General features: G+C 48.1%; 21 protein-coding genes. 6 read left to right on the forward strand and 15 right to left on the reverse strand.

The window, feature by feature from the left end; all coding sequences use genetic code 11:
- Positions 1-27: 27 nt before the first annotated feature.
- The 5 genes from CHL1_RS09655 to CHL1_RS09675 all read right to left on the reverse strand — a co-directional run bounded on the left by CHL1_RS09655 (position 28) and on the right by CHL1_RS09675 (position 3,339).
- Positions 28-486 (reverse strand): chemotaxis protein CheX, encoded by a 459-nt coding sequence (locus tag CHL1_RS09655; protein ID WP_070369862.1) that lies wholly within the window; start codon positions 484-486, stop codon positions 28-30.
- Entirely contained in the window at positions 477-1,340 is an 864-nt protein-coding gene (locus CHL1_RS09660) for a response regulator (RefSeq protein WP_228883646.1), read from the reverse strand. Before CHL1_RS09660 ends, CHL1_RS09655 begins: the two co-directional genes overlap by 10 nt.
- A 120-nt stretch (positions 1,341-1,460) precedes the next feature.
- Positions 1,461-2,765, reverse strand: coding sequence for a DEAD/DEAH box helicase (locus CHL1_RS09665; protein ID WP_228883644.1), 1,305 nt, complete (start codon positions 2,763-2,765; stop codon positions 1,461-1,463).
- Between the two features lie 100 nt (positions 2,766-2,865).
- Positions 2,866-3,024, reverse strand: a complete 159-nt coding sequence (locus CHL1_RS09670) for a hypothetical protein (protein ID WP_187389155.1) — start codon at positions 3,022-3,024, stop codon at positions 2,866-2,868.
- A 117-nt stretch (positions 3,025-3,141) separates the two neighbouring features.
- Positions 3,142-3,339 carry a cold-shock protein gene (locus CHL1_RS09675; RefSeq protein ID WP_070369908.1) on the reverse strand — a complete coding sequence of 66 codons (198 nt, stop codon included), beginning with the start codon at positions 3,337-3,339 and terminating at the stop codon, positions 3,142-3,144.
- 552 nt (positions 3,340-3,891) lie between these two features.
- Here CHL1_RS09675 and CHL1_RS09680 point away from each other — a divergent pair.
- Positions 3,892-4,803 carry a DHH family phosphoesterase gene (locus tag CHL1_RS09680; protein ID WP_250932596.1) on the forward strand — a complete coding sequence of 304 codons (912 nt, stop codon included), beginning with the start codon at positions 3,892-3,894 and terminating at the stop codon, positions 4,801-4,803.
- Between the two features lie 199 nt (positions 4,804-5,002).
- On the opposite strand, the gene CHL1_RS09685 is transcribed toward CHL1_RS09680, so the two are convergent.
- A complete protein-coding gene (locus tag CHL1_RS09685) occupies positions 5,003-5,638 on the reverse strand; it encodes a hypothetical protein (protein ID WP_250932597.1) in 636 nt (211 codons plus the stop codon).
- A gap of 463 nt (positions 5,639-6,101) precedes the next feature.
- On the opposite strand from CHL1_RS09685, the gene CHL1_RS09690 reads away from it, so the two are divergent.
- Positions 6,102-7,022: a PfkB family carbohydrate kinase gene (locus CHL1_RS09690; RefSeq protein ID WP_250932599.1), complete on the forward strand. Its 921-nt coding sequence runs from the start codon at positions 6,102-6,104 to the stop codon at positions 7,020-7,022.
- A gap of 62 nt (positions 7,023-7,084) precedes the next feature.
- On the opposite strand, the gene CHL1_RS09695 is transcribed toward CHL1_RS09690, so the two are convergent.
- The 5 genes from CHL1_RS09695 to CHL1_RS09715 all read right to left on the reverse strand — a co-directional run bounded on the left by CHL1_RS09695 (position 7,085) and on the right by CHL1_RS09715 (position 12,991).
- Positions 7,085-7,855, reverse strand: coding sequence for an arylamine N-acetyltransferase family protein (locus CHL1_RS09695; RefSeq protein WP_250932601.1), 771 nt, complete (start codon positions 7,853-7,855; stop codon positions 7,085-7,087).
- Between the two features lie 113 nt (positions 7,856-7,968).
- On the reverse strand, positions 7,969-8,742 hold the full coding sequence (locus CHL1_RS09700; protein ID WP_148636535.1) for a TraX family protein: 774 nt from the start codon (positions 8,740-8,742) through the stop codon (positions 7,969-7,971).
- Positions 8,743-8,754: 12 nt separating this feature from the next.
- A complete protein-coding gene (recQ, locus tag CHL1_RS09705) occupies positions 8,755-10,941 on the reverse strand; it encodes a DNA helicase RecQ (protein WP_250932603.1) in 2,187 nt (728 codons plus the stop codon).
- A 648-nt stretch (positions 10,942-11,589) separates the two neighbouring features.
- A complete protein-coding gene (locus CHL1_RS09710; RefSeq protein WP_250932604.1) occupies positions 11,590-12,465 on the reverse strand; it encodes a nitroreductase family protein in 876 nt (291 codons plus the stop codon).
- 67 nt (positions 12,466-12,532) lie between these two features.
- Complete coding sequence (locus CHL1_RS09715; protein ID WP_070369851.1) at positions 12,533-12,991, reverse strand: VanZ family protein; 459 nt, start codon at positions 12,989-12,991, stop codon at positions 12,533-12,535.
- Between the two features lie 154 nt (positions 12,992-13,145).
- Here CHL1_RS09715 and CHL1_RS09720 point away from each other — a divergent pair, with 154 nt between their 5' ends.
- Complete coding sequence (locus tag CHL1_RS09720; RefSeq protein ID WP_228883626.1) at positions 13,146-13,628, forward strand: deoxycytidylate deaminase; 483 nt, start codon at positions 13,146-13,148, stop codon at positions 13,626-13,628.
- A gap of 46 nt (positions 13,629-13,674) precedes the next feature.
- On the opposite strand, the gene CHL1_RS09725 is transcribed toward CHL1_RS09720, so the two are convergent.
- On the reverse strand, positions 13,675-14,310 hold the full coding sequence (locus tag CHL1_RS09725) for a Maf family protein (RefSeq protein ID WP_187389154.1): 636 nt from the start codon (positions 14,308-14,310) through the stop codon (positions 13,675-13,677).
- A gap of 240 nt (positions 14,311-14,550) precedes the next feature.
- Between CHL1_RS09725 and CHL1_RS09730 the strand changes: the two genes are divergently transcribed.
- Both CHL1_RS09730 and CHL1_RS09735 read left to right on the forward strand, forming a co-directional pair.
- Positions 14,551-16,557, forward strand: coding sequence for a serine hydrolase domain-containing protein (locus CHL1_RS09730; RefSeq protein ID WP_250932606.1), 2,007 nt, complete (start codon positions 14,551-14,553; stop codon positions 16,555-16,557).
- A gap of 85 nt (positions 16,558-16,642) precedes the next feature.
- On the forward strand, positions 16,643-17,983 hold the full coding sequence (locus tag CHL1_RS09735) for a GDSL-type esterase/lipase family protein (RefSeq protein WP_250932608.1): 1,341 nt from the start codon (positions 16,643-16,645) through the stop codon (positions 17,981-17,983).
- A gap of 222 nt (positions 17,984-18,205) precedes the next feature.
- On the opposite strand, the gene CHL1_RS09740 is transcribed toward CHL1_RS09735, so the two are convergent.
- A complete protein-coding gene (locus CHL1_RS09740) occupies positions 18,206-20,242 on the reverse strand; it encodes a Na+/H+ antiporter (RefSeq protein WP_250932610.1) in 2,037 nt (678 codons plus the stop codon).
- Between the two features lie 190 nt (positions 20,243-20,432).
- Between CHL1_RS09740 and putP the strand changes: the two genes are divergently transcribed.
- Positions 20,433-21,992 carry a sodium/proline symporter PutP gene (gene putP, locus CHL1_RS09745; RefSeq protein WP_250932612.1) on the forward strand — a complete coding sequence of 520 codons (1,560 nt, stop codon included), beginning with the start codon at positions 20,433-20,435 and terminating at the stop codon, positions 21,990-21,992.
- Positions 21,993-22,270: 278 nt separating this feature from the next.
- Here the strand turns inward: putP and CHL1_RS09750 are convergent, their stop codons facing one another.
- Together CHL1_RS09750 and CHL1_RS09755 are read right to left on the reverse strand one after the other, a co-directional pair.
- Positions 22,271-22,690: a molybdenum cofactor biosynthesis protein MoaE gene (locus tag CHL1_RS09750; protein WP_250932614.1), complete on the reverse strand. Its 420-nt coding sequence runs from the start codon at positions 22,688-22,690 to the stop codon at positions 22,271-22,273.
- A gap of 69 nt (positions 22,691-22,759) precedes the next feature.
- On the reverse strand, positions 22,760-25,585 hold the full coding sequence (locus tag CHL1_RS09755) for an EAL domain-containing protein (protein WP_250932616.1): 2,826 nt from the start codon (positions 25,583-25,585) through the stop codon (positions 22,760-22,762).
- Positions 25,586-25,657: the final 72 nt, after the last annotated feature.

The following is a 25,657-nucleotide window of genomic DNA, read 5'->3' on the forward strand; positions in this document are numbered from 1 at the left end:
TTCGTATTATTTAAAATAATTTAATGCTTAATCCAAAGCCACATTGATTTCAATCTTGATACCATCGACATCAAATTCCACACACATGACCTGATCCTTACTCATACTCAGTTCAATGCTTTCACCCGTCAGCATGGTTGGCGGCGAAATATCGACCACGATATTTTCATTGGAGAAATTGATGGCGGCATTGGCGGTTAGCATGTTGGACAGCTCGGAAATGGCACTCTTGGCCATATCATCAAGTTCCTCCACCGGCATCCCCATCATCATAATCGAGGCAATCTGTTTCGCCCCTTCTGTATCGATGGCATAGGCGACATTGCCCTTTTTATCGCCAACAATCCCCAGCGTTAAAACAATCCCGCTGGCCACAATTTTTTTTGTTTTTTCGCTTTGTTCTTTTAAATTAATGTTCGAAAAACCCAATTGCGGCATCACATCAGTAATGGAAGCGATAAAAGGATTAATAATTGTTACATCCATTCCACATCCCCCTTTTGAAAGCCGACATTCATAAAGACGTCCCCAAGATCGGTTTTAATCACAAAGGATTCGCTCATTATATCCCCAATCGAAATAATAATGTCCTTGCCCCGAAAGACGGTTGGCGGTGAAACCCGTAAACCAAAGGAACGATTAAGGCCATTTAAGAGCGAACAGGCATTGCCGCCAATGACATTGGTAAATTCGCTTAAAAAGTTAATGGCGTCATCAATCTGTTGGCCATCATCCTGTAATATTTTCCGGGTCATGGCCAGCGCCGTATTCTCGGACATATCCATAATCAGGCGGCCGTCGTGACGGCCAATGATCCCAATGGCTACCGAAATTCCCGAAGAACTGGTGGTCATCGGATGATCTGCAAGCTTTTCAACGATCACTTCTCCGCCGATTTCCCGTTTTAGAAAACTGAAAATTGATTCTTTAAAGGCTTCTTCGAAATTATTTTTTAGGATTCCATACAGCTCTTCACCCTCAAAAAGCCGTTCAATGGCAGCATCCAGATCAGTTTGATCCACCGGTTTCTGCAGATAGCCTTTGATCCCGACCTTTCGGGCCCGCTGGATGATTTCCTCATCCATCATGGCACTGATGGCAATTATTTTGGTGCCCTGTAAATGTTTTAAAATTTGTTTTGAGCACTCGATGCCGTCACCATCCGGCAAGGTCATATCCATTGTTATCAAATCTGGTTTAATTTCCTGAGCTTTCTGGATTGCTTCGCTCATATTCAGGGCTGTGCCCACTATTTCAATTCCGTCTTTTTGGAGCATCCGCTTAAGCACTGCTATTGAAAAAGTTGAATCATCGACTATCATCACTCTAATATTTCCCATAAATCCACCGCCTTTTTAATCGAATCGAAAAAATCCCTATTTGTTAATTTTACTGGTTATGACCAGCATTCGTCAAGCACTATTTAAAGCGTGCTCAATCTTTTGATACCCCGATTAAGCCTAATTATTCAGGCTACTGCGATTATCTTTTTTCTTGCTTTTGGCATAAAATCGATCCCGCTCTTTTTTGCCCCGGCTGTCACCATGGCTGCGTCGATTTTTGGGGGCAGCCCCCTGATGACCGAGCGAGCGTCGGGATGGGCCAGGATTGACTTCCACTGGCCCAGGTACCATCGGGAAGGGATGAACTTCTACCACCGGAATGGATTTTAAGGTCAGTTTTTCGATCCCTGCCAGTAAAGGCATTTCGTCCTGGTCACAAAAGGCAATGGCACTCCCGCCCAGGCCCGCCCGACCGGTTCGGCCAATCCGATGAACATATGTCTCCGGCACTTCCGGCAGGTCGTAATTAAAAACATGGGACAGTTCATCAATATCAATCCCCCGGGCGGCAATATCGGTCGCCACCAGTACCCGGGTTTTACGTTCTTTGAAATTGTTCAGGGCCAGTTGTCGGGCGTTCTGGGATTTGTTGCCGTGAATGGCCTGGGCTTTGTGTCCGGCTCGTTCCAGATGTTTGACGATTTTATCCGCCCCATGCTTGGTCCGGGAAAAAACCAGGGCCGAAACAATTTCCTTGTTTTTTAGCAGATGGTTAAGCAGATTGATCTTATTGGCTTTATTGACATGATAAACATTCTGCTCAATCACTTCAACCGTAGATGACACCGGAGTAATCGTAACCTTGACTGGTTTATTTAACATCGTTCCTGCCAGTTTGGCAATTTCTGTTGGCATGGTTGCTGAAAAAAGCATATTCTGCCGCTCCACTGGCATATGTTTGATGATTTTCCGAACCTCCTGGAGCATCCCCATGTCCAACATCATATCCGCCTCATCCAGAACAAAGGACTCGATCTGGTTCAGACGAATGTACTTCTGATTGATCAAATCCAACAGTCGGCCCGGCGTGGCGACCAGTATATCAACCCCGGCGGATAAGGCTTTGGTCTGGGGATTCTGCGATACGCCGCCGTAAATTACCAGGGTTTTAAGGCCCAGAAACTTGCCATAGGCTTTAAAGGAATCACTGATCTGCAAGGCCAGCTCCCGGGTCGGTGCCAGTACCAGCGCTTTAATCGGGCGGTTGCCCTTGAGATTCCGCTGTTGATAAGAAAGCTTCTGTAAAATCGGAATCGCAAAGGCGGCGGTTTTGCCGGTACCGGTCTGGGCGCATCCCAATAAATCGTTACCTTCCAGCAACGGTGGAATCGCCTGCTCCTGAATTGGTGTCGGCTGGGTATAACCTTCAGCTTTTAAAGCCTTCTGAATCGGTTCAATAATATCTAAATTTTTAAATTGCAATCGGTACTCCTTTTTATATCTATACTATACGGGTGATCCGTAGTCGATCAACCCTGATCATAAATAAAGAACGCCAGTAGCGTTCTTTAAGAAAATTACTTTACTTGTCGAAGAAGCCGCCACGCTTGGTTGTTTTAAAGGCTTTTCGCTGACTGACTCTGGTTTGACCCGCTTTGTCAGTTTTGTTGCCCTGCTGGGCGCTCTGTTTTTTCTTCGCTTCAATAATTTTTTTCATCGCTTCTATGTTATTGGTCGACATAAAACCCCTCTTTTTCTCTGGTCATAAACGGCAACCCCAGGGCTCCGCGCGAAATTGATGACAGGATAAAAAAAAACTTATGCCGTTTTCAGGCATAAGTTTAAACGTTCTTGTTACTTAAATAACTTGAATATTTTCGGCTTGTGGGCCTTTAGGTCCTTGTGTGATTTCGAAAGAAACTTCCTGACCTTCTTCTAATGTTTTATAACCGCTCGATTGGATTTGTGAGAAATGTGCAAATACATCTTTACCATCTTCCCCTGTAATAAAACCAAATCCTTTTTCTGCGTTAAACCATTTTACTGTACCATTCATCATGCGTACCTCCTAATTTTATTCCCTAAATCCTGGTAATACGGATAACAACTACATTTCTAAATTAGGATAATACTGTAAAGCATAGTACCAATTAAAAATAAAACTGTTAAATTCATTTACTGTTAATTTAAGTTCTTATACATAATAACACGAAATAATTAATTATGCAAACTTTTATTTTTAGCTAACTTAAAACGCTTAATTAAACGCCCCATTGTTCCACTATTTTTTTCTTTGAAAGGATGGCAAATCTTTCTCTAAAATGGTACAATATAACAACTGTTTCTAAATTCTTACTGACATTAACATCCTAAAGGGCATGCGGCTTGTAGACTTGTGAATAAAGCAGTACCGACAATTGTTATATCATGTTGTTTGCATCGGGGCGAACACGGCGTAGCCTGTCCGAACCCGCAGGAAACAACAGATTAACAAGGGTCTGACCCCTTGGTCATTGGTCGGTACGGTAGTTTGTCGACACCCTGTGGCCCCGGAGGCTTTTAAATTTAAGGTAGCATTTAGCTAGTATTTTTTCTTAGGAGGTTTCATATGCGTTTAGTTACTCGTTCAGATTTTGACGGTTTAATCTGCGGCATGCTGTTAAAAGAAGCCGGCATTATTGACGATTGGATTTTTGTACATCCCAAAGACCTGCAGGACGGGCTCTTTTCCCCCACCGAAAATGATGTGCTGGCCAATGTTCCCTATGTGCCCGGTTGTGGGATGTGGTTTGACCACCATTCATCCGAGCAAGACCGGATGGGGTGGCACCCCGGGGTAGCCGGTGAAAGCCGTCTGGCACCATCAGCCGCTCGAATTATCTATGAATATTATGGCGGTGCCGAAAAATTCCCCCATTACGGGGACATGATTGTTTCTGTCGATAAGGTGGACTCCGGCAATCTGACCAGGGACGAGATTTTAAACCCCACTGGCTGGATTCTGTTGGGCTTTATCTCCGATCCCCGCACCGGTTTGGGCCGCTTTCGGGATTTTCGGATCAGCAACTACCAGTTAATGGAAGAACTGATCAACCTGTTTCGCAATCTGTCGATTGAAGAAATTCTGCAATTACCGGATGTTAAAGAACGGGTTGAGCTCTACAATGACCAGGCCCGCCTCTTTACCGAAATGGTCAACGCCCACACCCGCATCGAAGCAAACGTGATCGTCACCGATCTGCGGGACGTCGAAACCATCTACACCGGTAACCGTTTTATGATTTACAGCCTCTTCCCGGATCAGAACGTCAGTCTCTGGATTGTCGATGGCAAGCAAAAACAGAATGTTTCAATTGCCTGCGGCTACAGTATCTTAAACCGCTCCTGCACCGCTGATATTGGCAAGCTGATGCTCAAATACGGCGGTGGCGGACATCACATGGTCGGCACCTGCCAGGTTCCCTACGCTGACGCCGATGCCACCATCACCGCCATTGTCGACGTGCTAAAGGGCGCATAAAAAAAGCGCAACCGTTACTGGTTGCGTTCAGACTGTCAAAAAAAGCTAACCCAGTACCGACAATTGTTAGATCATGTTGTACGCATCGGAGCGGACACGGCAACGCCTGTCCGATTCCGCGGCGAACAACAGATTAACAATTGGTCGGTACGGTAGTTTATTGATAACTTCAGCGCAACCGTTACTGGTTGCGCTTTTTTTATTTCGCCGGCCGGAATTCAAAGACTTTCAGGGAGCCCTGATACCCCTGAAAGGTCAGGTAGGCCACCGAGTGGTCGGGGTTAAACCAGGCCATCACCGAGTAGGCGTTGGCGGGATCTTTTTTGTTATAGGCTGAGTTGATTTCGGTTCCGTCGACGCCGCCCATAATGGTCTTGACCTCTTCATAAGCCATCCCCTCTTTAAGGGAATTAACCTGATCTGCCGTGACATTAGCATTAACCAGGCCGTCCAGATAGGTGTCGTCAGGTACATAGAGCTGTTTGAAAACTGCGATCTCCGGGGCTTCTTCCGAATCGGCTGTTTCTTCACCGGTGTTGGCCACCGTATCATAGCTTACCGTCACACCATAGCCGGTGTTTTCATCAATATAGTTAAAACCTTTTCCCTTGGCCGAACCCTCAACCGCCAGAATTTTTTCCGCTTCTTCTTTGGTCATGCCCACCAGCACCTGATTATAAAGGTTCAGGGGATCGGTGCTGACCTCTTTCTTGGCACCGCCGAAAATCACAAACACCACACCAGCAACAACAGCTAAAACGATCAGGGCAATACCGCCGATCAGTAGTGGTTTGGGAATTTTCTTGTTCGACATCTTGGGAATTTTTAATTTCATAATTCTTCTCCTGTTTAACATTTCAATACTTGTGTCAACACGGGCAGAGCCCACCGCCGGTTGCTAAAAAAAGTGATATCGTCCATCTCTACAATACCACTTTTCGCTGAACTAATTCTAAACAAAAGCGATCCCTTTGTCAATTCTAAAGAACACCTCGGCTTTCATCTTCCCATAATCACTGCTCTTTTGACGTCTCACTACTGCAACACAAAATAATATCCTTTCAACTTTTGAATGCTCAATTATTTCCAGATTGATGTAGATTTTTTTTCATTCAATTTGTTTGACAGCGTCTTCATCTCGTGATAATGTTTGCATATGTAAACAAACCGCCGGGGTATATGTAATATTTTCAGATCAGTGGGATCAATCTGTATAACTGATGGTCTGGTATTCGCCAAGAGTGGATTGCTTGATTTATTCTGAGATGACCCGGTCAATTTAAAAGGAGGCTATTTTTATGGCAGCAAAAATTTTATTAGTCGGCAGTGTAATGATGGATCTAATTCTTCGGTGCGAACGGGCACCAGAACCCAGTGAAAGTGTTTTAGGACACGATTACCGCAATGCTCCCGGTGGTAAAGGCAGCAATGCCGCAGTGGTCGCCGCCCGCACCGGCGCCCAGGTTTCTGCTTATGCCACCATTGGCGATGATGCCAATGGTGAATACCTGTTGGATTGCTGGAAAAAAGAAGGGGTTGACACCACCTTTACGATCACCAAGCCTGGTGCCAACACCGGTTTTGTGGCCATTACCCTGGAAGACAACGGCCAGAATCGGTTGATCATCTTCCCCGGAGCTAACATGCTGACCCCTCCCGATGAACTCGAAAATGTTTTTGAAAACGATTTTGATGCGGTTCTACTGCAATTTGAAATCCCCCTGGAAACCAATGCCAAAGCCATTGAACTGGCCAATAAAAAGGGCATCATCACCGTGCTGGATGCCGGTCCGGCCCAGGATTATCCGCTAGAAAAACTGCCCCCGGTCACCATCCTGTCCCCCAACGAGACCGAAACCAAGGCTCTGGTCGGTATCTATCCCGCCGATCACGCATCCTGCCGGGAAGCTGCCCAAAAACTGATGGCCCGCAATGGCTGCAAATTCGTGGTCCTGAAACTGGGCGAACGGGGCTCCTACCTTTACGGAGAAGGTTTGGATGTGATGGTTCCCCCCTATAAGGTTGATGCCATCGATCCCACCGCCGCAGGGGATGCTTTCACGGGTACCCTGGCGAAAGCCTTTGTGGAAATGGGCGATCTGGTTGAAGCAGCCAAATATGCCAGCGCTTCTGGGGCCCTGACCTGTACCCAGCTCGGCGCCCAGCCATCCCTGCCCACCGCCGCCGAAATTGACGCCTTCCTGGCCACCCAGAAATAAGTCTTAAAACACAAAAAGCAACAACCACTGATGCCGGTTTGTTGCTTTTTTTGTACCAGTTTTTATGCCAGTTCCAGCCCGAAATAGCTTTTTAGGGTATCTTTGATGGCGGCGTCGCCGGTGATGGTGGTTTCGGTCAGGGTTTCACCGTCAATGATCTTTAAGTGGCCATCAAAATAGGTGATCTTGCCGGTTTCGGTGACCAGAGCGCACATCATTGCCTGCCGGAAAAAGGATTCCGGGTAGGTGGCGGTATAATGATTGGCAATCAGATAATCGGCCGGACAGCAGGCTTCCCGGGTAAAGGCGTAGATTGGCTCAAAACCGGCTGCAGTTTTAAACTCCACCCGGTAACCGTAATCCGGATCGGTCATCAGCCGATGACAGCGGCCCAGATGCTCCTGCTCCAAACCTTCTTCAAACAACAGTGGGGCCACCAGGCCATTACCACCAAAGCCCACATCACAGAGCCATGCCTGGCCATCGGCTTTTACCAGCAGCACCCGGTGGGTTTTTCCCGAATGGTCAAAACTGCCCTGATAGACCCTGGCCAGATGGCTGCTGACCAAAAATCCCATTTCGGTCAGCACCCCCGCAAACAAGCCGTTCATCTCAAAGCAGTATCCACCACGATGGTTGATGACAATTTTTCTAAAGAGATCGTCAAGCTCCAGGGAAATGGGTTTTCTGGCATAAACGTCCAAGTTTTCAAAGGGAATCGCCTTCACATGTCCAAGATGCAACTGTTTCAGGGTTGCCGCCGACACCTGGGTGCCACCGCTATAGCGAATTCGTTTAAAATAGTCCTCAAGTTTAAATAATTTTTCTGGCATTGGTTCTCCTCTTTAATTCGTTTTGTTTAAAAGATAAGGCTAGTATAACAGAATTATCAGAAAAACAATAACACTTTTAATGTTGCTTTTTGTCAGTTATAGCACTAGCCAATCTAGAAATACAGATTTCCAATAAAATATAGTACCACGATATGGAGCGGATAAAAGACATAGAACAGGTATTTCAGTCCCCGCCCTTTTTCACCATTATAGGACAACATCAACGGCAATGAAGCGATCATCATCCACTGATAATTATTGTAAAGCAGCGCCGTTGGGCGGGGGTCAAGCGACCATTCCAGGCCCAGGAAAGCCAGACAGAACAGCCCATAGGACAGGATCAGCCGCTTCTTGTCGGTGCGGTTAAAATAGATCAGCACTCCCAGAAAGACAAAGATAAAACTACCCTCATTAAAAATCAGATTGCCGGTGATGGCGCCGACAAAGCTCATCATCCCCATCAGCGGCACGATCTGAGCAATCAGAATACAAAGAATCGTGGTCAACACCTGATAGCCGGCGAACAGAGCCAGGTAGCGGTTGCCTTTGGGCTTGTCGGTTTTGCGCAGCTCAATCAGCCAGACAAGCACCGCCACCAGCAGCAGGGTTACAAAAATATTGTTGGTCATCATGGCGTAAGGATCAGCCACGATATTATTACAAATAAGGGCGATCATTGCCATGCCCACCCCAAATAAATACATCCTGAGCAGGTATTTCTGGCGGTCATGGGTGTAATAAAATCCCCAGGCCATACAAAACATAAAGACCGGGGCTGAAACCCGCCCCACCCAGTGGAGCCACAGCGGAGCACCGGGAATAAACTGCCCGATGTGGTCCAGCAGCATCAAAATCAGGGCAATCAGTTTTAAGCTTGTCGAGGTCATCGTTTCTCCAATCTACTGTAAGCCATTTTTATGGATCACAATTTTAATCTCGGCATAGGAATAGTGCTCCGGCAGGGCTTCTTTGATCGGTCGCAAGGCTTCCAGGCCAACAGTGCCGATGGCGTTGATGATTTCCAGCTCTTTCTCGGGATCGACAAAATCCGACCAGTCAATGGTCCGACCTTCCTGATCACAGCGGATCAGGTGAGCCAGGACGGTGTTTTCCGTCAGCTCCCGCTGCCTGGCGATTTCGGCAATCGTCAGCCCCCCGGCAAACAGTTCGTAGCTGATTTCCCAGGAAGCGGTCTTCGGCTCCTTTTCTCCCGCTTGCGGCCGGGCCACCCGGAGTTCCGGCGCGACTGGCTCCGGCCGGGGCCGGAGGGTAATCGGATTGTTATCAGCAAAACGGCTAATCGCTTCGATAAAGACCGAACCATAATGATCATAGCGGGCCTGACCGACGCCGGTGATGTTTAGAAATTCGGCTTCGGTGCGGGGAAAATAGGCGGCCATCTCTTTTAAAGCCGCATCGGGAAAGATCACATAGGGTGGCAGGGCTTTGTCCTTTGCGATCTCCCGGCGCAGCGTTCGCAACTGTTCAAACAGAGCGGCATCACAATCCACCGGGGCGATGGCCTTGCCTGCGCTACGAGTTTTGGCGACCGTAAGATTAAGCAGGTGTTTTTTATGAAAGACGGTCTCGTGGCCTTTCAGGACCCGCCCCGCCGCTGGGGTCAATTTCAGTACTGGGTACTCGTCGGCAGTGACGACAAGATAGCCCTTGGCCACCAGGGTCATAATCATTTCCCGGAGGCTTTCGGCGCTCTGTTCGCCCATCAGGCCATAGGTGGACAGCTGATCAAAGCCCAGCTCCAATACCTTTTTGTTTTTGGAGCCCCGCAGCACCGCAATCACCATATTCAGACCAAAACGATTTTTCATCCGATAAACACAGGACAGGATCTTCTGGGCATCCCGGGTGATGTCCACCATTTCCGACTGATCCAGACAGTTGCCGCAATTGCCGCAGCGCTCATAATCGGCCGCTTCCCCAAAATAGTGGAGGATGCTTTTTCTGAGGCAGTCATTGGTGTGACAATAATCGACCAGATACTGGAGATTCTCAAACAGCAACGTTTGCCGCTCCGGGGAAGTCTGATTAAGCCCAATCAGCTGCTTCTGCTTAACAATATCCGCTGGCGAATAAAGAATGGTGCAGTGACTGGGCTCGCCATCCCGGCCCCCGCGACCGGCCTCCTGATAATAGGCCTCCATATTCTGGGGCATATTGTAATGGATGATAAAGCGCACATCCGGTTTGTTGATCCCCATCCCAAAAGCATTGGTGGCTACCATGATCGGCAGCTGGTCATTGATGAAATCCTGCTGATTACGCTCCCGTTCCTCGGGACTCATGCCACCGTGATAAGCGCCAGCAGAAAACCCCAGACCAATCAGCCTGGCCGTGACGCTTTCAACGGTTTTGCGGGTGGCACAATAGATAATCCCCGCCTGACCGGGAAAGATCCGGGTGATGGTGTCGGTAATATAACCAAGCTTATCCCCGGTCTTAACCACCTGATAAAGCAGGTTGGGCCGATCAAAGCCGATAATTGATTCCACCGGATCACGTAGTGCCAGCAGCGCTTTGATTTCCTTTATAACCGGGATCGTGGCGGTGGCGGTATAGGCAGCCACCACCGGCCGGGGTGTAAGACTCCCGATAAAACCGGGGATCTCCCGGTAATGGGGCCGGAAATCATGACCCCATTGACTGATACAATGGGCTTCATCCACCGCCACCAGAGATACCGAAAGCGCTCTCATCAACTCTACAAAGGCTGGAACACAAAGCCGTTCCGGAGCAATATAGAGGAGCTTGTAGCGATTTGCCCGGATCTCCGTCAACCGTTTTTGATAACTGGCCTCATCGAGACTGCTGTTTAAAAAGGTGGCCGGGATGCCCATTTCCCCCAGGGCATCGACCTGATCCTTCATCAGTGAAATCAGCGGTGAGATCACCAGGGTGATGCCGGGCAACTCGATGGCCGGAAGCTGATAACACAACGATTTTCCCCCGCCGGTGGGCATAATCCCCAGCACATCCTGGCCACTAACCACTGCCGTTATGATTTTTTCCTGCCCCTCTTTAAATGTATCGTAGCCAAAATACTGGCTCAGGTTTTTTTTAAGCGTCAATCGATACCTCCTGTGAATCCTTGTCTCCGAATAGACGGTTCTCCTGAGAACCCTGACTCTTGTCATCTGCTTTATTATAAGATAAAAGACCGCCCCTGACAAGGAAAGCGGCGCTGATAAACTGCCGTATCAACCAATTGTTATTCTGTTATATTTAACAATCTTCATTAAACCTTAACATTTTGTTCAAAAGTCCTTAACAAATTTCGTTTATACTAAAAACAGATCAGCAGTCGATCTGTTACACACCAAATTAGCAACAAAAATTTGCACTACTTTTACAGTTATATGAATCTTGTTTAACGAAAGGAAATAACAATGGTACAGTCACGATTTGCAACCTATTATGAAAACCATCCAGAGACTAACGATATTTCACTGATTCTAAAAACAGGCAATAATCAAACGATCACGCCCTGTCACACCAGCATGCCTTCAAAAAGGAAATTGCTTTAGTTAAAAAGCAACGATCTGATGAATGGGATTATCTTAAAAAAAGCATCGAAATGAAACTGGAGTTGGCTTTGCTTTATCTCAATCGTTCCAACGCCCATCTGCAAACCCTGTAACAACACAAAAGGAGCTTATGCCATCGTGACCGATGGCATAAGCTCCTTTTATTTTAGCAATCGTACTTAATTCCACCCTTTACAGATCAAAATGGGCAACCCGTCGATACTCAGCATTGTCTGAATCATCCTGGATAAAATGCCAGTTAGATGGGAAACTCATTTCTTTAGCCAGTCCCTCCAGGAAAAACAGCATAATCCCGGCATCGGTATAATTTTCTTCCTGCTCCGGATTAATCACACACAGTTCTCCATAACCATCTTTAAGAATCAAACGGCACGGTTGCGCATTCTGATAGGAAGGCGAATTTCTGACATAATAGAGCAAATCCAGCACCCCCCGTTTTTCCATTTCTTCATAGGGAGCCACATTTCCCCAGGTCTTAAGAAAAATGGTCTCAACCACGGACAACCGACTTTCATCAGGCGTGGAAATAATCGCCAGTCCATAGGGATCCTGCTCATACTTGGCATCACAATTAACAATCGTTTTATGTTTATCGCCTTTGCTGTCTTTTTTCTCGGGTTTACCGAACACCAGTAAATGCTGAATGATCCCTGGCTGACCAGCCAGTAATCGTTCTACCTGCGACGGAATGATGCCATCAACGGTGATCCAGCAACTACCCAGACCCATGTCATAGAGTTTTTTAACCACGGATTGCAGGTAAAATGCTCCGTAAACTTCAATCTCATGATCGAGCCGATCCAGCCGCAGGGCGATATAATGAGGGCCCTTGATCATAACTCCACCATAACCACCAAAACCTTCCAGATCCTCAAAAACCTCAGCACCATTTTCCAGTAGAATCAAGGAAAAGCCTTTTTCTTTTCCGTTCGTACTGTTGAGCTCATCTAAATAGGCTTTAATTGCACCGATATCCACTTGGTTCACGCGGTCATCCATAAATTCTCTCGTAGAGTGATTATTTACCGTAAATTCTCTGAATTTCATAAGTTAGACCTCCTTGTATTGGCTGATTATTATATACCCCCTTTGACGGGGATTAATCGAAGGAAACCTAAAACCGCCGTGAAATCCGATTAATTACTAAGGCGGTGACTAAAACGCCAAGCAGCGCCCCGGCACCATCAATGAGTACGTCCCGGAACTGGCCGGAGCGACCGGGCACAAACAATTGATGGAATTCGTCGGAAATGGCGTACAAAAGACAGATCAGTAGGGCCAGGTTAGCCGCTTTGGGAACGGCGCTTTGAAGAAGCGCCAACAGCATCAAAACCGCCAAAATAAAGTAGGCAATAAAATGAGCATTTTTGCGAATATAAAAATCGAGACTGCGAATTTCCAGGGTTTCGATCCCTGGGATAAAATGTCCCAATATCCCCAGTAATTCATCTTTCAAGCCGGTGCTGAGATGTGCCGACTGGGTGGCTGGCTGACTGGAAAGATAAAAGATGACGCCCATCCAGATCAGGGTAGCCGTCCAGGTCAATAATAATATTAATCGCTTTTTATCCATTTCTTCACCCTTTCTTGATCCCGTCCATCAGAAGTCATTCTTTTTATCCGCTTCTTTCCAATCCATCCAATCAGTAGCGACCCATTAATTTTATCACGACCACTCCCCTTTTGGCTGGAATTATGTTAAACTGAAGAAAAAACTGGAGAATGCCATGAAACGACATGATTATATTACCTGGGAAGAATATTTTATGGGGATTGCGCTGTTATCGGCCCGTCGCAGCAAGGATCCCAACACTCAGGTTGGGGCCTGCATTGTCAATAAAGACAATATTATTCTATCCACCGGTTACAACGGCATGCCCAAAGGCTGCAGCGATGATGTTCTGCCCTGGGAGCGGGACGGTTCTTTTCAGGATACCAAATATGCCTATGTCTGCCACGCCGAATTAAACGCCATCTTAAATTCCGACGGCCGCTCACTGGCTGATTCGATTTTGTATGTTACCTGTTTTCCCTGTAACGAATGCGCCAAGGCGATTATTCAGGCCGGGATTAAAAAGGTGGTGTATCTGGAAGACAAATACCCGGATGCCGATGCCACCCAGGTTTCCCGGCGGCTCTTTAAAATGGCTGACATTACCCTGAAAGAATTTCTCAATCCCACCTTTTACAGTGACTTGTCGCTGTATTAAAAGCATTCTGAAACGACCCTCCCGACCAGCGGACAGATCGCTGCAGTTAGTGGCTGGCGATCTGCTCCAGCATTTTGCCGAGTCGGCGATTGAGTTTGGCAATCGGCAAGCCGACGATATTGTTGTAGTCACCTTTAATCCACTTGACCCAGAGACCGGCTTCTTCCTGAATACCATAGGCGCCAGCCTTGTCCATGGCCTTGCCAGAAGCCACGTAGTCCGCCACCTGCCGCTGCATCTGGTGATCCCAGGGATAAAAACGGATCGTTGAGGTAACAACAAAGCACTCTTCCTGATCCCGGTAGCGGATGCTGACTCCGGTTAAGACCTGATGGGTATTCCCGGCCAGCGCTTTAATCATCTGGTAGGCCGCCACTTCATCGGCTGGCTTACCAAGAATCTCCTCCTCAAGAACCACCATTGTATCGGCACCCACCACCAACGCCCGGGGATTAAGCTTCTGGATCACCCGAGCTTTTCGGTTGGCCAGCTCCACGGCCAGTTTTTTGACCGTTTCCTGAAAGTCTCCGTCACACTTTTCCAGAATTTCCGCTTCAATTCGTTTTTCATCGATTTCAGCCGCCTGAATACTAAACTCATTGATGCCATAACTGCTGAGAACTAGCTTAAACAGTTCCCGGCGGCGGGGCGACTGACTGGCCAGAATTATTTGGGGTTGCAAGGTATACCTCCAATTTTTCAAAAAGATAGGGCTATTGTATCATTTTTTCGTAAACAAAACCACCCGTCGATGTTTTTGTCTTCATCGACGGGTGACCATAAGCATCAAAAAAAACAGCTCAATTACGTTTATTTCGGTGAAAATAGTCTATAAACACAACAGGCATGTATTTTTTGCGATCACGGGATGACTAAACAACGAACCGCTATGTTACCAATTCCCGTGGGTGCAAGCGTCAAAATGAAAGGATCAGGATATGAACAGAAAAATAATATGGATTGGTTATTGTCTTCTCATCGCCGGACTGGTTCTGGCCACCACCAGCTGCACAACAAGTGGCTCGGCTACAAAAAAGAATCGGCGTACGCAAAAACCATCGCTGCCACCCGAACCGAAATCTGGCAGACGATCTCTGCCGGTGGAGCGTCCAGTGCTGCAGTGGCAATCTGTGAAGACGGAAAAATTGTCTACGAAGAAGGTTTTGCCATGGCCAACCGTACCGCCGCTATTCCAGTTGACACCGATACCCAATTTAATGTCGGCTCGGTCAGTAAGATGTTTGCCACCATGGCGGTGCTTAAGCTCTGTCAGGATGGTCAGCTGGATCTGGATCAGCCGGTGACTGGCTATCTGCCGGAATTCACCATGGAAGATCCCCGCTACCAGCAGATCACGGTGCGGATGCTGCTCAATCACACCTCGGCTCTGAACGGCACCTACAGTTATGACACCAGCACAGCGGCACCCAGCGCTGAATTCATGGACTATTTTCTGGCCAACTTAAACGCATCCTCGTTGAAAAGTGATCCCGGGATTATCAGCATCTACTGCAATGACGGCTTCACCCTGGCCCAGGCCCTGGTTGAAAAGGTTTCCGGCATGCCTTTTGCTGATTATCTGAGTAAAAACATTTTAACCCCTGCCAGCCTGGACAATACCAGCTGTTACTTCAAAGAAGGCAATGACAATGTGGCCCTGGCCTACAACAATGACGGCAGTGCGTGCGCACTGGAGTATCTCAACAGCCTTGGTGCCGGGGGGATTGCCTCCAACGCCCATGATCTTGCTAAATTTGGAGATGCCATCCTGGCTGGAAAAATCGTTGAGCGCAAATGGGTGGACGAATCTTTCACCGCCCAGTACGGCCCGCAGACGGTTCCCGCCGGCACCCCCAAAATGGCCTTCGGGCTGGGCTGGGACAGCGTCACTGATGAAGCCTATGAAAAACTGGGCGTCCGCCTGATCTATAAAGGCGGCGATACCAGTTATTATCATTCGATGCTGTATCTGCTACCCGATCAGAACATCACCATCGCCCTGACCTTTGCCGGTCCGGCGGACACCACTGCGATCACCGATGTGATCGCTACCACCCTGCTCGCTGAAAAAGGCGTGATCCCCAGTGGATCAACAACCATTGCCACCGCACCACAAGCTGCAGCAGTCCCGGAGCAACTGCTGGCCTATGCCGGATATTACACGCTATCTGGCAATATTCTCAAACTCGACTTTAATCAGGCCGCCGGAGTGATGAATCTCTACAGCAATTCCGACGCTGGCTTCACCCTGGTGGATACCCTCAACTACAAGGATGATGGCTTCTTTTACGGCACCGACAAACGCCTGAAACTTGAAGAAAACTTTGGCACCAAATTTCTGATGTCCTATGCCCTGACTGGAGAGACCGGCTCGATCAATGCCACCATGCTACCAGCCCGAACCGCTGGCATCAGCCCGGATCAGTTTGCCAATAAACAGTGGATCACCATCAATACTCTGCCGGAGGATACGGTTTTTCTGGCCGGTTCAACCTGGGTGATGGATGAATTCCCCGGCGATGTGCTGTTTGGCGGTAACGGATACTATCTGATCAATCAACTAATTGATGAGCGCATCACCCTGCCCAATCTGAAATATACCCGGGACACCATGGAATTCAAACTGATTGAAGAACAGGGCCAGACCCTGCTTGATGTGGGCAGCTTTAAACTGATCAATACCGCCACCGTACCAATGCTGCAAACTGGCGAAGTAATCACCATTGGAGCACAGAATGTCTGTCGCAAACTACCATCAGACGGCTTGATCAAACCCCGTGAGGGAAGGCTTGTGGTGCTGAGCCCAACCCTTGAAGGGCAGTATGACAGCCTACTTAACGGCCCCGAGGGTACGGCTGTGACCGCTGGTTCCTATGTGGTCTTTATCGGTGATGACGGTGATACGATCAGCTATGATTACCAGATTTAGTGCGATAGCCTACGTTTACAAAGATCTGTCGTGGATCTTCCAATGATGAGATCTTAACAAAATCTATTCAAAGAAAGGATCTGAAATGAAAAAAAGTATGTTCAAATCCCTTACCGGCCGTCTTGTGATTCTTGTGTTGATGCTGTCGATGATTTTTACCACCGGGGTTTTTGCGGCGGTGGACGTTAACAGTAATGATTCAGCCGATGGTACCGCCATTGATACCCAAGCTACGACAGACATTGGTGTCCAGTATCGCGGCCATGTCCAGAATAAGGGCGATGTACCGTTGCCGGTTGGCAGCTTTGTTACCGGTCCCGACGAACTCGGCTCCCGGGGCGAAGGACTCCGTCTGGAAGGCCTCCGGATTGAGCTCACTGGGGATATCCCGGCCGGTGCTGGCATCAGCTATGATGTCCATGTCCAGAATAAAGGTTGGCAAGGCCCTGTATCAAATGGTGCTTATGCCGGAACAACTGCCCAGGGTTTGCGGATTGAAGCCATCAAAATCAACCTGACCGGTCTTGATGGCTATGAGGTTTATTACCGGGGCCACGTCCAGAACAAAGGCGATATCCCGGTAGTCGATGAGTCCTGGGGTTGGGTGAAAAACGGCGCCCAATTGGGAACCACCGGCGAAAGTCTTCGGCTGGAATCGATCCAGATAAAAATTGTTAAAACGGAAAACTACACTGCCCTGGGCGATTCCATTGCCTATGGGATGAGTGCTACGCCGGGTTCCGGTTATGTTAATCTGTTCTACAACCATTTAACCAGTCAGACCGGAAATGAAAATCTGCAGCTGGTTAATCTGGGGGTTCCCGGTTACACCTCCAGTCAACTGTTAAACCAGCTCCAGAACGATCCGGCCACGATGGCGGCGCTGAGCCAGGCCAAAGTAATTACCATCAGTGTCGGCGGTAACAATATTCTTGCACCCGTTATCGCCGGTTTGGCAGTCGCTTTCCAGTTGGATCCCAACTCACCAACCTTCCCCGCTGATCTGGCCACCGCTTTAGCCCAGCCCGGAGCTGCGGATATCATAACCGCTGCTCTCCCTGAAATCCAGACCTCCGTAACCGCCAGTGTTACCCAATTTGGAACCGATTGGCCGCAGATTGTCGCCACTGTCAAAACCCTGGCACCCCAGGCTGATATTTACGTGACCACCCTGTACGATCCGATTAACCTCCAGGATCCGCTCTACACCGTATTTGATCCAGCCATCCAGACCATTAACACCGCCATTAAGACCCCCGGGGCCGGTTATAAAGTAGCGGATGTCTACACCGCCTTTGCCAACTACCAGGGCAGTGAACCACTGGTCAATTTCAACTGGTACACCGGTAATCTGGATCCCCACCCGACTACCGCTGGCCATGACGTGATTTACCAGTGCCACCTGAGTGCCGGATTTATTAATTAGGACGGCATCAACAATTACCAGTCTATCTGATCTACCTGCGTGCGTGTCATTTGAGATTTGATCAGCATAATACCAAATAAAAAAGCGAAGCGGTTTTCACTGAGCACTGGCTTCGCTTTTTTTATTTACATCTGTGAGGCAGTTATTCTTAAAATCGATCGCCCACCATTTAGGCAATAAAAAACCGACTCGCTACGAGAACCGGTTTTTGGGACTGATTGGTTATTCTTCGGATTCATCCAGGGTCGCACTTTCAATGTAGTTGATATGGCGACGCAGCTTCCGGGATTGCTCGATGGTGATCTTACCCGACTCATACATTCGCTGGATTTCCTGGCGTTCGCTGTCCATCGCTTTAATCCGCAATTCTTCTTTTAATACTTCATTTACTTCTTTGTTTTCTGGGCGCTCACGGGTCAGTCGCCGAATCATTCCCTGATAGCCAAGGATGACAGCAGCAATGATCTCACCATCGGCTTGGTTTTGTGGCTGCAGCTGTTCCTGCTCGAGACTGGCAATGGCGGCCTGAAAGGCATTGATCTGGAGTTCCTTGACCGTATTGATGGTCGCCTTCAGTTTTTCCGGTTCCTGTTTGAAATGGCGACGGAACTGATGCCAGAGTCGCAGGGTTTTGGCCAGAAAATAGCGTACACTGAAGCGGACATCATTGGACAGGGCTTCTTCCCGGCGATCCAGGGTGGCTTCAAATTTTTCGTAGACAACCGGATCAATGCGATTATTTTCCCGGGCGTCACGGAGATAGTCCGCTTCAGCCCGCAGCCCCTTGTACTTCATTTCATTGAGCTTTTTTAGATAGACCTGGGTTTCGGGAGAATTTTCTTCGTTTTGAATCCGCTTGACCATCCGCTTGTATTCACCAATCAATTCATCGGCAACCAACTCGTTTTCCGGGGTAATTTCCGCTCGGATCCGCTTGATCGTCGCCAGAAAAATCCGCATCATGGCGGCATTGAAGTCCAATTGTCGGGGAGCACTGAGCGGCTCCCTGGCAGTTTTACAAAGCAGCGGTAAAAACAGGGTAGCGGCTACCAGGGTCACCAGGATTACCCCGGTGGCGATAAACAAAATCAGTGATCGCTGGGGGAAGTCTTCGCCACTGGCCAGCAGGGTCGGCACCGACAGTACCGCAACCATCGTCACCGCTCCTCGAACCCCAGTGAGGCTGATCAACAGGCTGGTTTTAATGCTGGGGCTCTCGGCACCCTGACGTTTTGCAAACCAATAATGGACTGCAGTGGAGAGATAGGAATACACAAAACGAATGCCAAAAATTCCCAACCAGATCACCAGAACCCCGGCAATGGCCAGCCAATTGTTGATGTCCTCACTGGCCACCGCCGCCCCCATCGATAAGGGTATGTTTAAGCCCAGGAGGATAAAAACCACCCCATTGAGGACAAACAACAGCACCGACCAGACATTTTCAGAAATCACCTTTTCTTTGGCCAACATTGTCGACGTGTGTTCGGTAATGGCGGCGTGAGCGATTCCCGCCACGACTACAGCAATAACCCCGGATGCATGAAACACTTCTTCAGTGACAATATAAATGATAAAAGGCGTTAAAATCTGCAACAGACTGTGGAAGGTGGCGTCCCGGATTCCTTTTTTTCGGAGAATAAAACCAATCCAGTCAATCATCAGACCCAGCGTCAAGCCCAGAATAGCACCAACAATAAACATATAGGTAAAATTAAGCGCCGCATCCCGCAGCGAAAAATAACCGGTAACCACTGCCGCAATGGCATAGTTAAAGGCGACCAGTCCCGAGGCATCATTAATCAGCGATTCTCCCCGAACCAGGGTCAACACCTTGGGGGGAATATGAACCCGCCTGGCAATCCCATTAACTGCCACCGGATCGGTGGGCGAAAGCACTGCCGCCAGGGCAAAAGCCGCTGCCAGTGGCATATAGGGCATCAGCCAATGAATGAAATAGCCACCCAGAATGGTGGTCAGCAGCACTAGAATAATGGCATTGCCAAATATCGGTTCCCGCATTTTCCAGAGATTTTCCCGGGAAAAGTGACGGCCATCATCATATAAAAGCGGGGCCACAAACAGAATCAAAAACCATTCCGTTTCCAGTTCAATGGCTCGGCTATGCATGATAAAGGCAATGCCCAGGCCCAAGCCAATCTGGATCAGGGCGGTGGGAATAAAGGGGATAAAATGACTGATGACATCTGAGATCAGTAAGCACAGCAGCAACATTAAGATAATAAGCAGTAAATTCAAGCCAATCTCCTTTGAACCTTTTTTTATTATCTTACCGCATGATCCGTTTTTTCTCAAGAAAATCCTGATGGTTTCATAATATTATACGGCCTGTTTTTGCTTCACCGTTATCAGTTTTTTTCATCCATTTCTTTGTATATAAATTCATTCTGTGCTATAATACACTGGAATTTATTTGAGGAGGAAAAGAATGAGTACTGATAACATCCAAATACTGATTGCCATGATTATTTACATTGTGGCAATACTCGGTATCGGCGTCTATTTTTTAAAGATCGCCAACGAGAACAGTGACAATTATTTTATCGGCGGCCGTTCCCTGGGTCCCTGGGTAGCGGCAATGAGTGCAGAAGCATCCGACATGAGCGGCTGGCTGCTAATGGGATTACCGGGGGTCGCCTACTGGTGCGGCTGGAGTGATGCCTTCTGGACGGCTTTAGGCCTGGCCCTGGGAACCTACCTGAACTGGAAGATTACCGCCAAACGTCTGCGTAATTATTCGGCCATTGCGGGGGATGCCATTACCATTCCCGAGTATTTCAGCAACCGTTTCAAAGAAAAGAGCAAAGTCATCATGCTGATTGCTTCGGTGTTTATTCTGGTTTTCTTTACGGTTTATGCCGCCAGTTGTTTTGTTACGGTGGGCAAGCTGTTTAATTCACTGTTTGGCATTCAATACCAGGTTGTCATGATCGCCGGTGCATTTTTTGTTATTTTATATACCTTACTGGGTGGCTTCCTGGCAGAAAGTGTTTCTGACTTTCTGCAGGGCATCATCATGTTTATTGCCCTGACCCTGGTGCTGGTTCTGGGGATAACTGCCGCTGGCGGTATCAGCGGCGTGATGGAAAACATCCAACAGATCCCCGGCTTCTTTGATTTCTTTGGCATTGCCAACCCCACCGTGGTGGACGGTACCCAACAGGTTCTGGCCGGGAACCCGGTGTTTGGCCCGGCCCTCCCCTACACCTTTTTAACGATCATCTCGACGATGTCCTGGGGTCTTGGTTATTTTGGGATGCCCCAGGTATTGTTGCGGTTTATTGCCATCAGGGATTCAGCCGAGATTCCTAAAGCACGTCGGATTGCCACCACCTGGTGTGTGATTTCACTGTTTGCAGCCGTCATTATCGGTCTGATTGGTCGGGTACTTTTCCCAACTGAACTGCTCACTGCCAGCCAGGCGGAAAGTATTTTTATTGTCATGTCCACCAACCTGCTGCCCCCTTTGCTGGCCGGTTTTGTCATGGCTGGGATTCTGGCAGCAACAATGAGCTCGTCAGACTCCTATCTGTTGATTGCTGCTTCGGCTTTTTCCAAAAACATCTACGAAGGCATTCTCAAAAAAGATGCCACCGAAAAACAGATCATGCGGGTTTCCCATCTGACCTTGATTGCCGTGTCAATCATCGGTATTCTGCTGGCTCTGGATGAAACCAGCGTTATCTTTAACATCGTCGCGTTTGCCTGGGCCGGTTTTGGGGCCACCTTCGGACCACTGATGCTGTTCTCACTGTTCTGGAAACGGACCAACCGGGAAGGTGCCATTGCCGGCATGCTGGCCGGTGGTGGAATGGTCTTTATCTGGCGACTACTGATCAAACCAATGGGTGGCGTCTTCGGGATCTATGAACTGATGCCAGCCTTCCTGATCTCCTGCCTCTTTATCGTGGTGGTTTCCCTGTTGACCAAGGAACCCTCCCAGGAAATCCAGGATGAATTTGAACAGGCCAAGGCCGCTTCACTGTAGTAAATAACCTACCCATTTAAAAAGCCAGCGGTTACGCTGGCTTTAGACTGTCAAAAAAGCTAACCCAGTACCGACAATTGTTACATCATGTTGTACGCATCGGAGCGGACACGGCAGAGCCTGTCCGATTCCGCAGCGTACAACAGATTAACAATTGGTCGGTACGGTAGTTTAGCGACAAGTTCAAGCCAGCGTCTACGCTGGCTTTTGTTTTTGGCTCTGTTTTGTCACTAAATATATTTTTGCGACAAAATGATGTTTTTTTTCTGGCCGTGTCGCTAGCTGCTGATGGCGGCCTTCTTCTCAATCTCGGTGACACAGGTGGTCTTGATGGTTTCAACCAGAAACTGCAGGGCATCGATGACCCGGGGCCGAATATCGCCACCGATCAACACGACCATGATGTCATCGCCAACCGCCAGTTCACCATCAGCCAGCCACACCCGCACGTGAAAGATACCTTCCCGCGCTTTGGTGGCGGCGATGGCCGCGACCACTTTTTCTTCATCGTAGCTAAAGGTCATTCCGGTGATCTGGGAGCCGTCATCGAGCCCCTGACGCACCTGCGTCTTGGGGGTCTGGCGAACCGTGCCGTTATGAACCAGATACATCCCCTCCTGCCTGGCTTGTGGGTCGCTTTTGGCCTCTTTCAGCCAGGCATCAATGGAGGGTGGGGTGTTCTTTTTTTGCATTGTCATGGTTCTATCTCCTTTTTGTAACGGTATCCGTTAATTACTTCGGGTTTTTTCAAATCATCTGCTATGTTATCATTCTCCGGCCATATTTTCAAGGGACCATTTGCCCAGACACAAATCCATGAACTCCGTTTTCTCAAGCGGCTTGGAAAAATAGTAACCCTGATAAATTCTGCCGCCGTTCTGGCCATGAAAGTCCACCTGTTCCCGGGTTTCCACCCCTTCCACAATGGTTTGCAGATTGAGCACCTCGCCGATGGAAATAATCATCGCTGCCAGTTTTTTCTCCTTTTCCAGGCCGATACCCTGGGTAAAACACTTATCGACCTTAATCAGATCAAAAGGCATCTGACTGATCAACCCCAGAGACGAATAGCCCTTGCCAAAATCATCCAAAACGATTTTGATCCCCAGCTCTTTTAAGGCTTTAATGGCCGTCAGTGTCTTTTTTTCATCCTCCACAAAAATATTTTCAGTCAATTCCATATACAGTAATTGCGGATCAATCCGGTTTTCTTTAACCGCCTGTTTAACAGTCCCAACCAGATCGTCGCTTTTAAATTGCGTCACTGAAACATTAATGCTGATGGGAACGGCAATCCCCAGCGCCATAAATTCCCTGATGGCCTGGCAGGCTTCATTAATAACCCATTGCCCCAGGGCATTGATCATTCCGGTTTCTTCCGCCAGAGCGATAAAATCGTCCGGCATATAGGTATGACCGTCTTCATCGGTCCAACGAATCAGCGCTTCGGCCCCGAAGATTTGGCAACGACCAGCTTCCACGACAATCTGAGGCTGATATGAGAGATGAAAGGCATTGCTGATAATGGCCCGTTTCAGGCGATTAATCATGACAATCTTGGGAATCTCCAGCTGCTGCTCGGGACTTTTGGCAAAGGTATAGCAATTTTTCCCGCTGGATTTAGAAACGTACATGGCCTTGTCGGCATTAATCATAATCTGTTCAATGCTGTCACCGGCATCGGGAAAAATAGCAATTCCAACGCTGGCACCAATGCTGATGCACTCTCCGGCGATCATTATTTCCCGGGAAATATGATAGAGCAGATCGCTGACAATTTTTTTTACATCAGACTTTTCCCGAATATTATCAAGAATTACCGTAAATTCGTCACCACCCCAGCGGGATAACAAATCCGTTTCCCGGATATGCTGGCCGATCCGTTTACCCACCTCAATCAACAGCTGATCGCCGTTACTGTGCCCAAAAGTGTCATTGACCAGTTTAAAACCGTCCAGATCAATAAATAAGACGGCCATTTTTCCCCCATCTTGTTTGATTCGGGATACCACCTTGCGCAAATGAATATAAAAAAGAGAGCGATTGGGCAAGCCGGTTAACCCATCATAAAAAGCCATCTGCTCCAACTGATCCTCCATCTCTTTCTGGCCGGTCAGATCGGAACAGGCCCCAACATAATGGGTAATTTTCTTGTCCTCATTCCTAATCGCATTGAAACTAAGCCAGATCGGCTTGATGGTATGGTTTTTGTGAAGATAGCAGAGCTCGCCTTCCCAGCTGCCCCGGGTTTTTAACGCATCCCAGAGGACCTCATAAAAGTCGCTTTGATCAGTAACCGGATTGACTAGCTGAGGCTTTTGCCCCACCAGCTCGTCTCTGCTGCAGCCGGACAGGGCCGAAAACGCCTTATTGCACATGATAATGTGCCCCTGGGGATCGGTAACCAGCAAGCCTTCGCTGGTTTCTTCAAAGGACTCTCCATAAAGAATCAGCTTGGCATTGGCTGCCTTCAGGGCTTTAGTCCGATCCAATACCATGGTTTCCAATTGATTGTTAATGCGCTTGTTTTCGGCATTGGCGGCTTTGATATCCGCACTGACATACAAAAATTTCTGATACAGCTCGCCAATTTCATCCTGGCGCCGCTGCAAGCCGGGGTTATATCCTGAAGCCGGGATCGCCCCCGGATCAATCAGCGTATCCAAACCAATTTTTAAATGATTCAAGGGATCGATAATAAAGCGGCGGACAAATAATGCCGTCAGAGCAGCAATGGTGATGCCAAACAACACCAGGATCACGCCCGTTTGATGGAGGCTGTTCTGGCCTTCGGCAATGATATTGGCCGATGTTTTAGAACGGATCACGGCAAACCGCTGACCCTCCAGATTGGTTAAAAACGAATAGACCACCAGCTCCCGGGCATTGATTGGCTCGCCAAACACCAGCCGTCCCGTAGCCGCATTGGCGCCCTGGCCCAGGTAGTTCTGAAAAACACGCTCGATGTGAAGCTGCTGCGCTTCTGTCATACCCTGAAATTCGATGATTTCCAGCTTCGCCCCGGGAATCTCAGCCAGTTTTTGATTGACTGTTTCCAGATAGTCACGCAGAAAAATGATGTGAAAGTCCGCGTGCTGACTTTCATCGGTGGTTGAAATTACTTCGCAAGAAAACATATAGGTTTTATCACCCACAGTGATAAAACCGGTTCTTTCATGCTGTTCGGGATCAAAACGGGCCACCACTTCATTTTTAATGGCCGCTGCTTGAGAACTGTCGGCAAGTCGATCGTAGGAAAACAAAAAGCCATCTTTTCCGTAAATACCAACCAGGGCCATATTCAGGTTGTCCATGGTTGCATCCGTAAAATTATTCGCAATAAAGTTCTCATCTCTGGTAAAGGTGTAGTTATAGGTGTCATCCCAGATGGCATAGTCACTGACAATCATGGCAATATTATCAAGCTCATCCCCCATCACCCGGAGCCCCTCGTCCACAGTGTCGGTGGCTTTTTCCAGATTGATCTTTTCAAATCGGGGTAGAATTAAAAAAATCTGCTCTGCAGAAATAATCAGAATAAAGGCGATGACGATGATTAAAATACTGATGGTGGTTTTATTTTGTAGTTTCATCAGATAATCCTACTTAATCTTTCTTATGGTTTATTGATTTTCCCGAGCCACTTCAGTTACCTTTTAAATTTC

Source organism: Acetobacterium wieringae (genome assembly GCF_023700225.1).
GTDB lineage: Bacteria > Bacillota > Clostridia > Eubacteriales > Eubacteriaceae > Acetobacterium > Acetobacterium wieringae.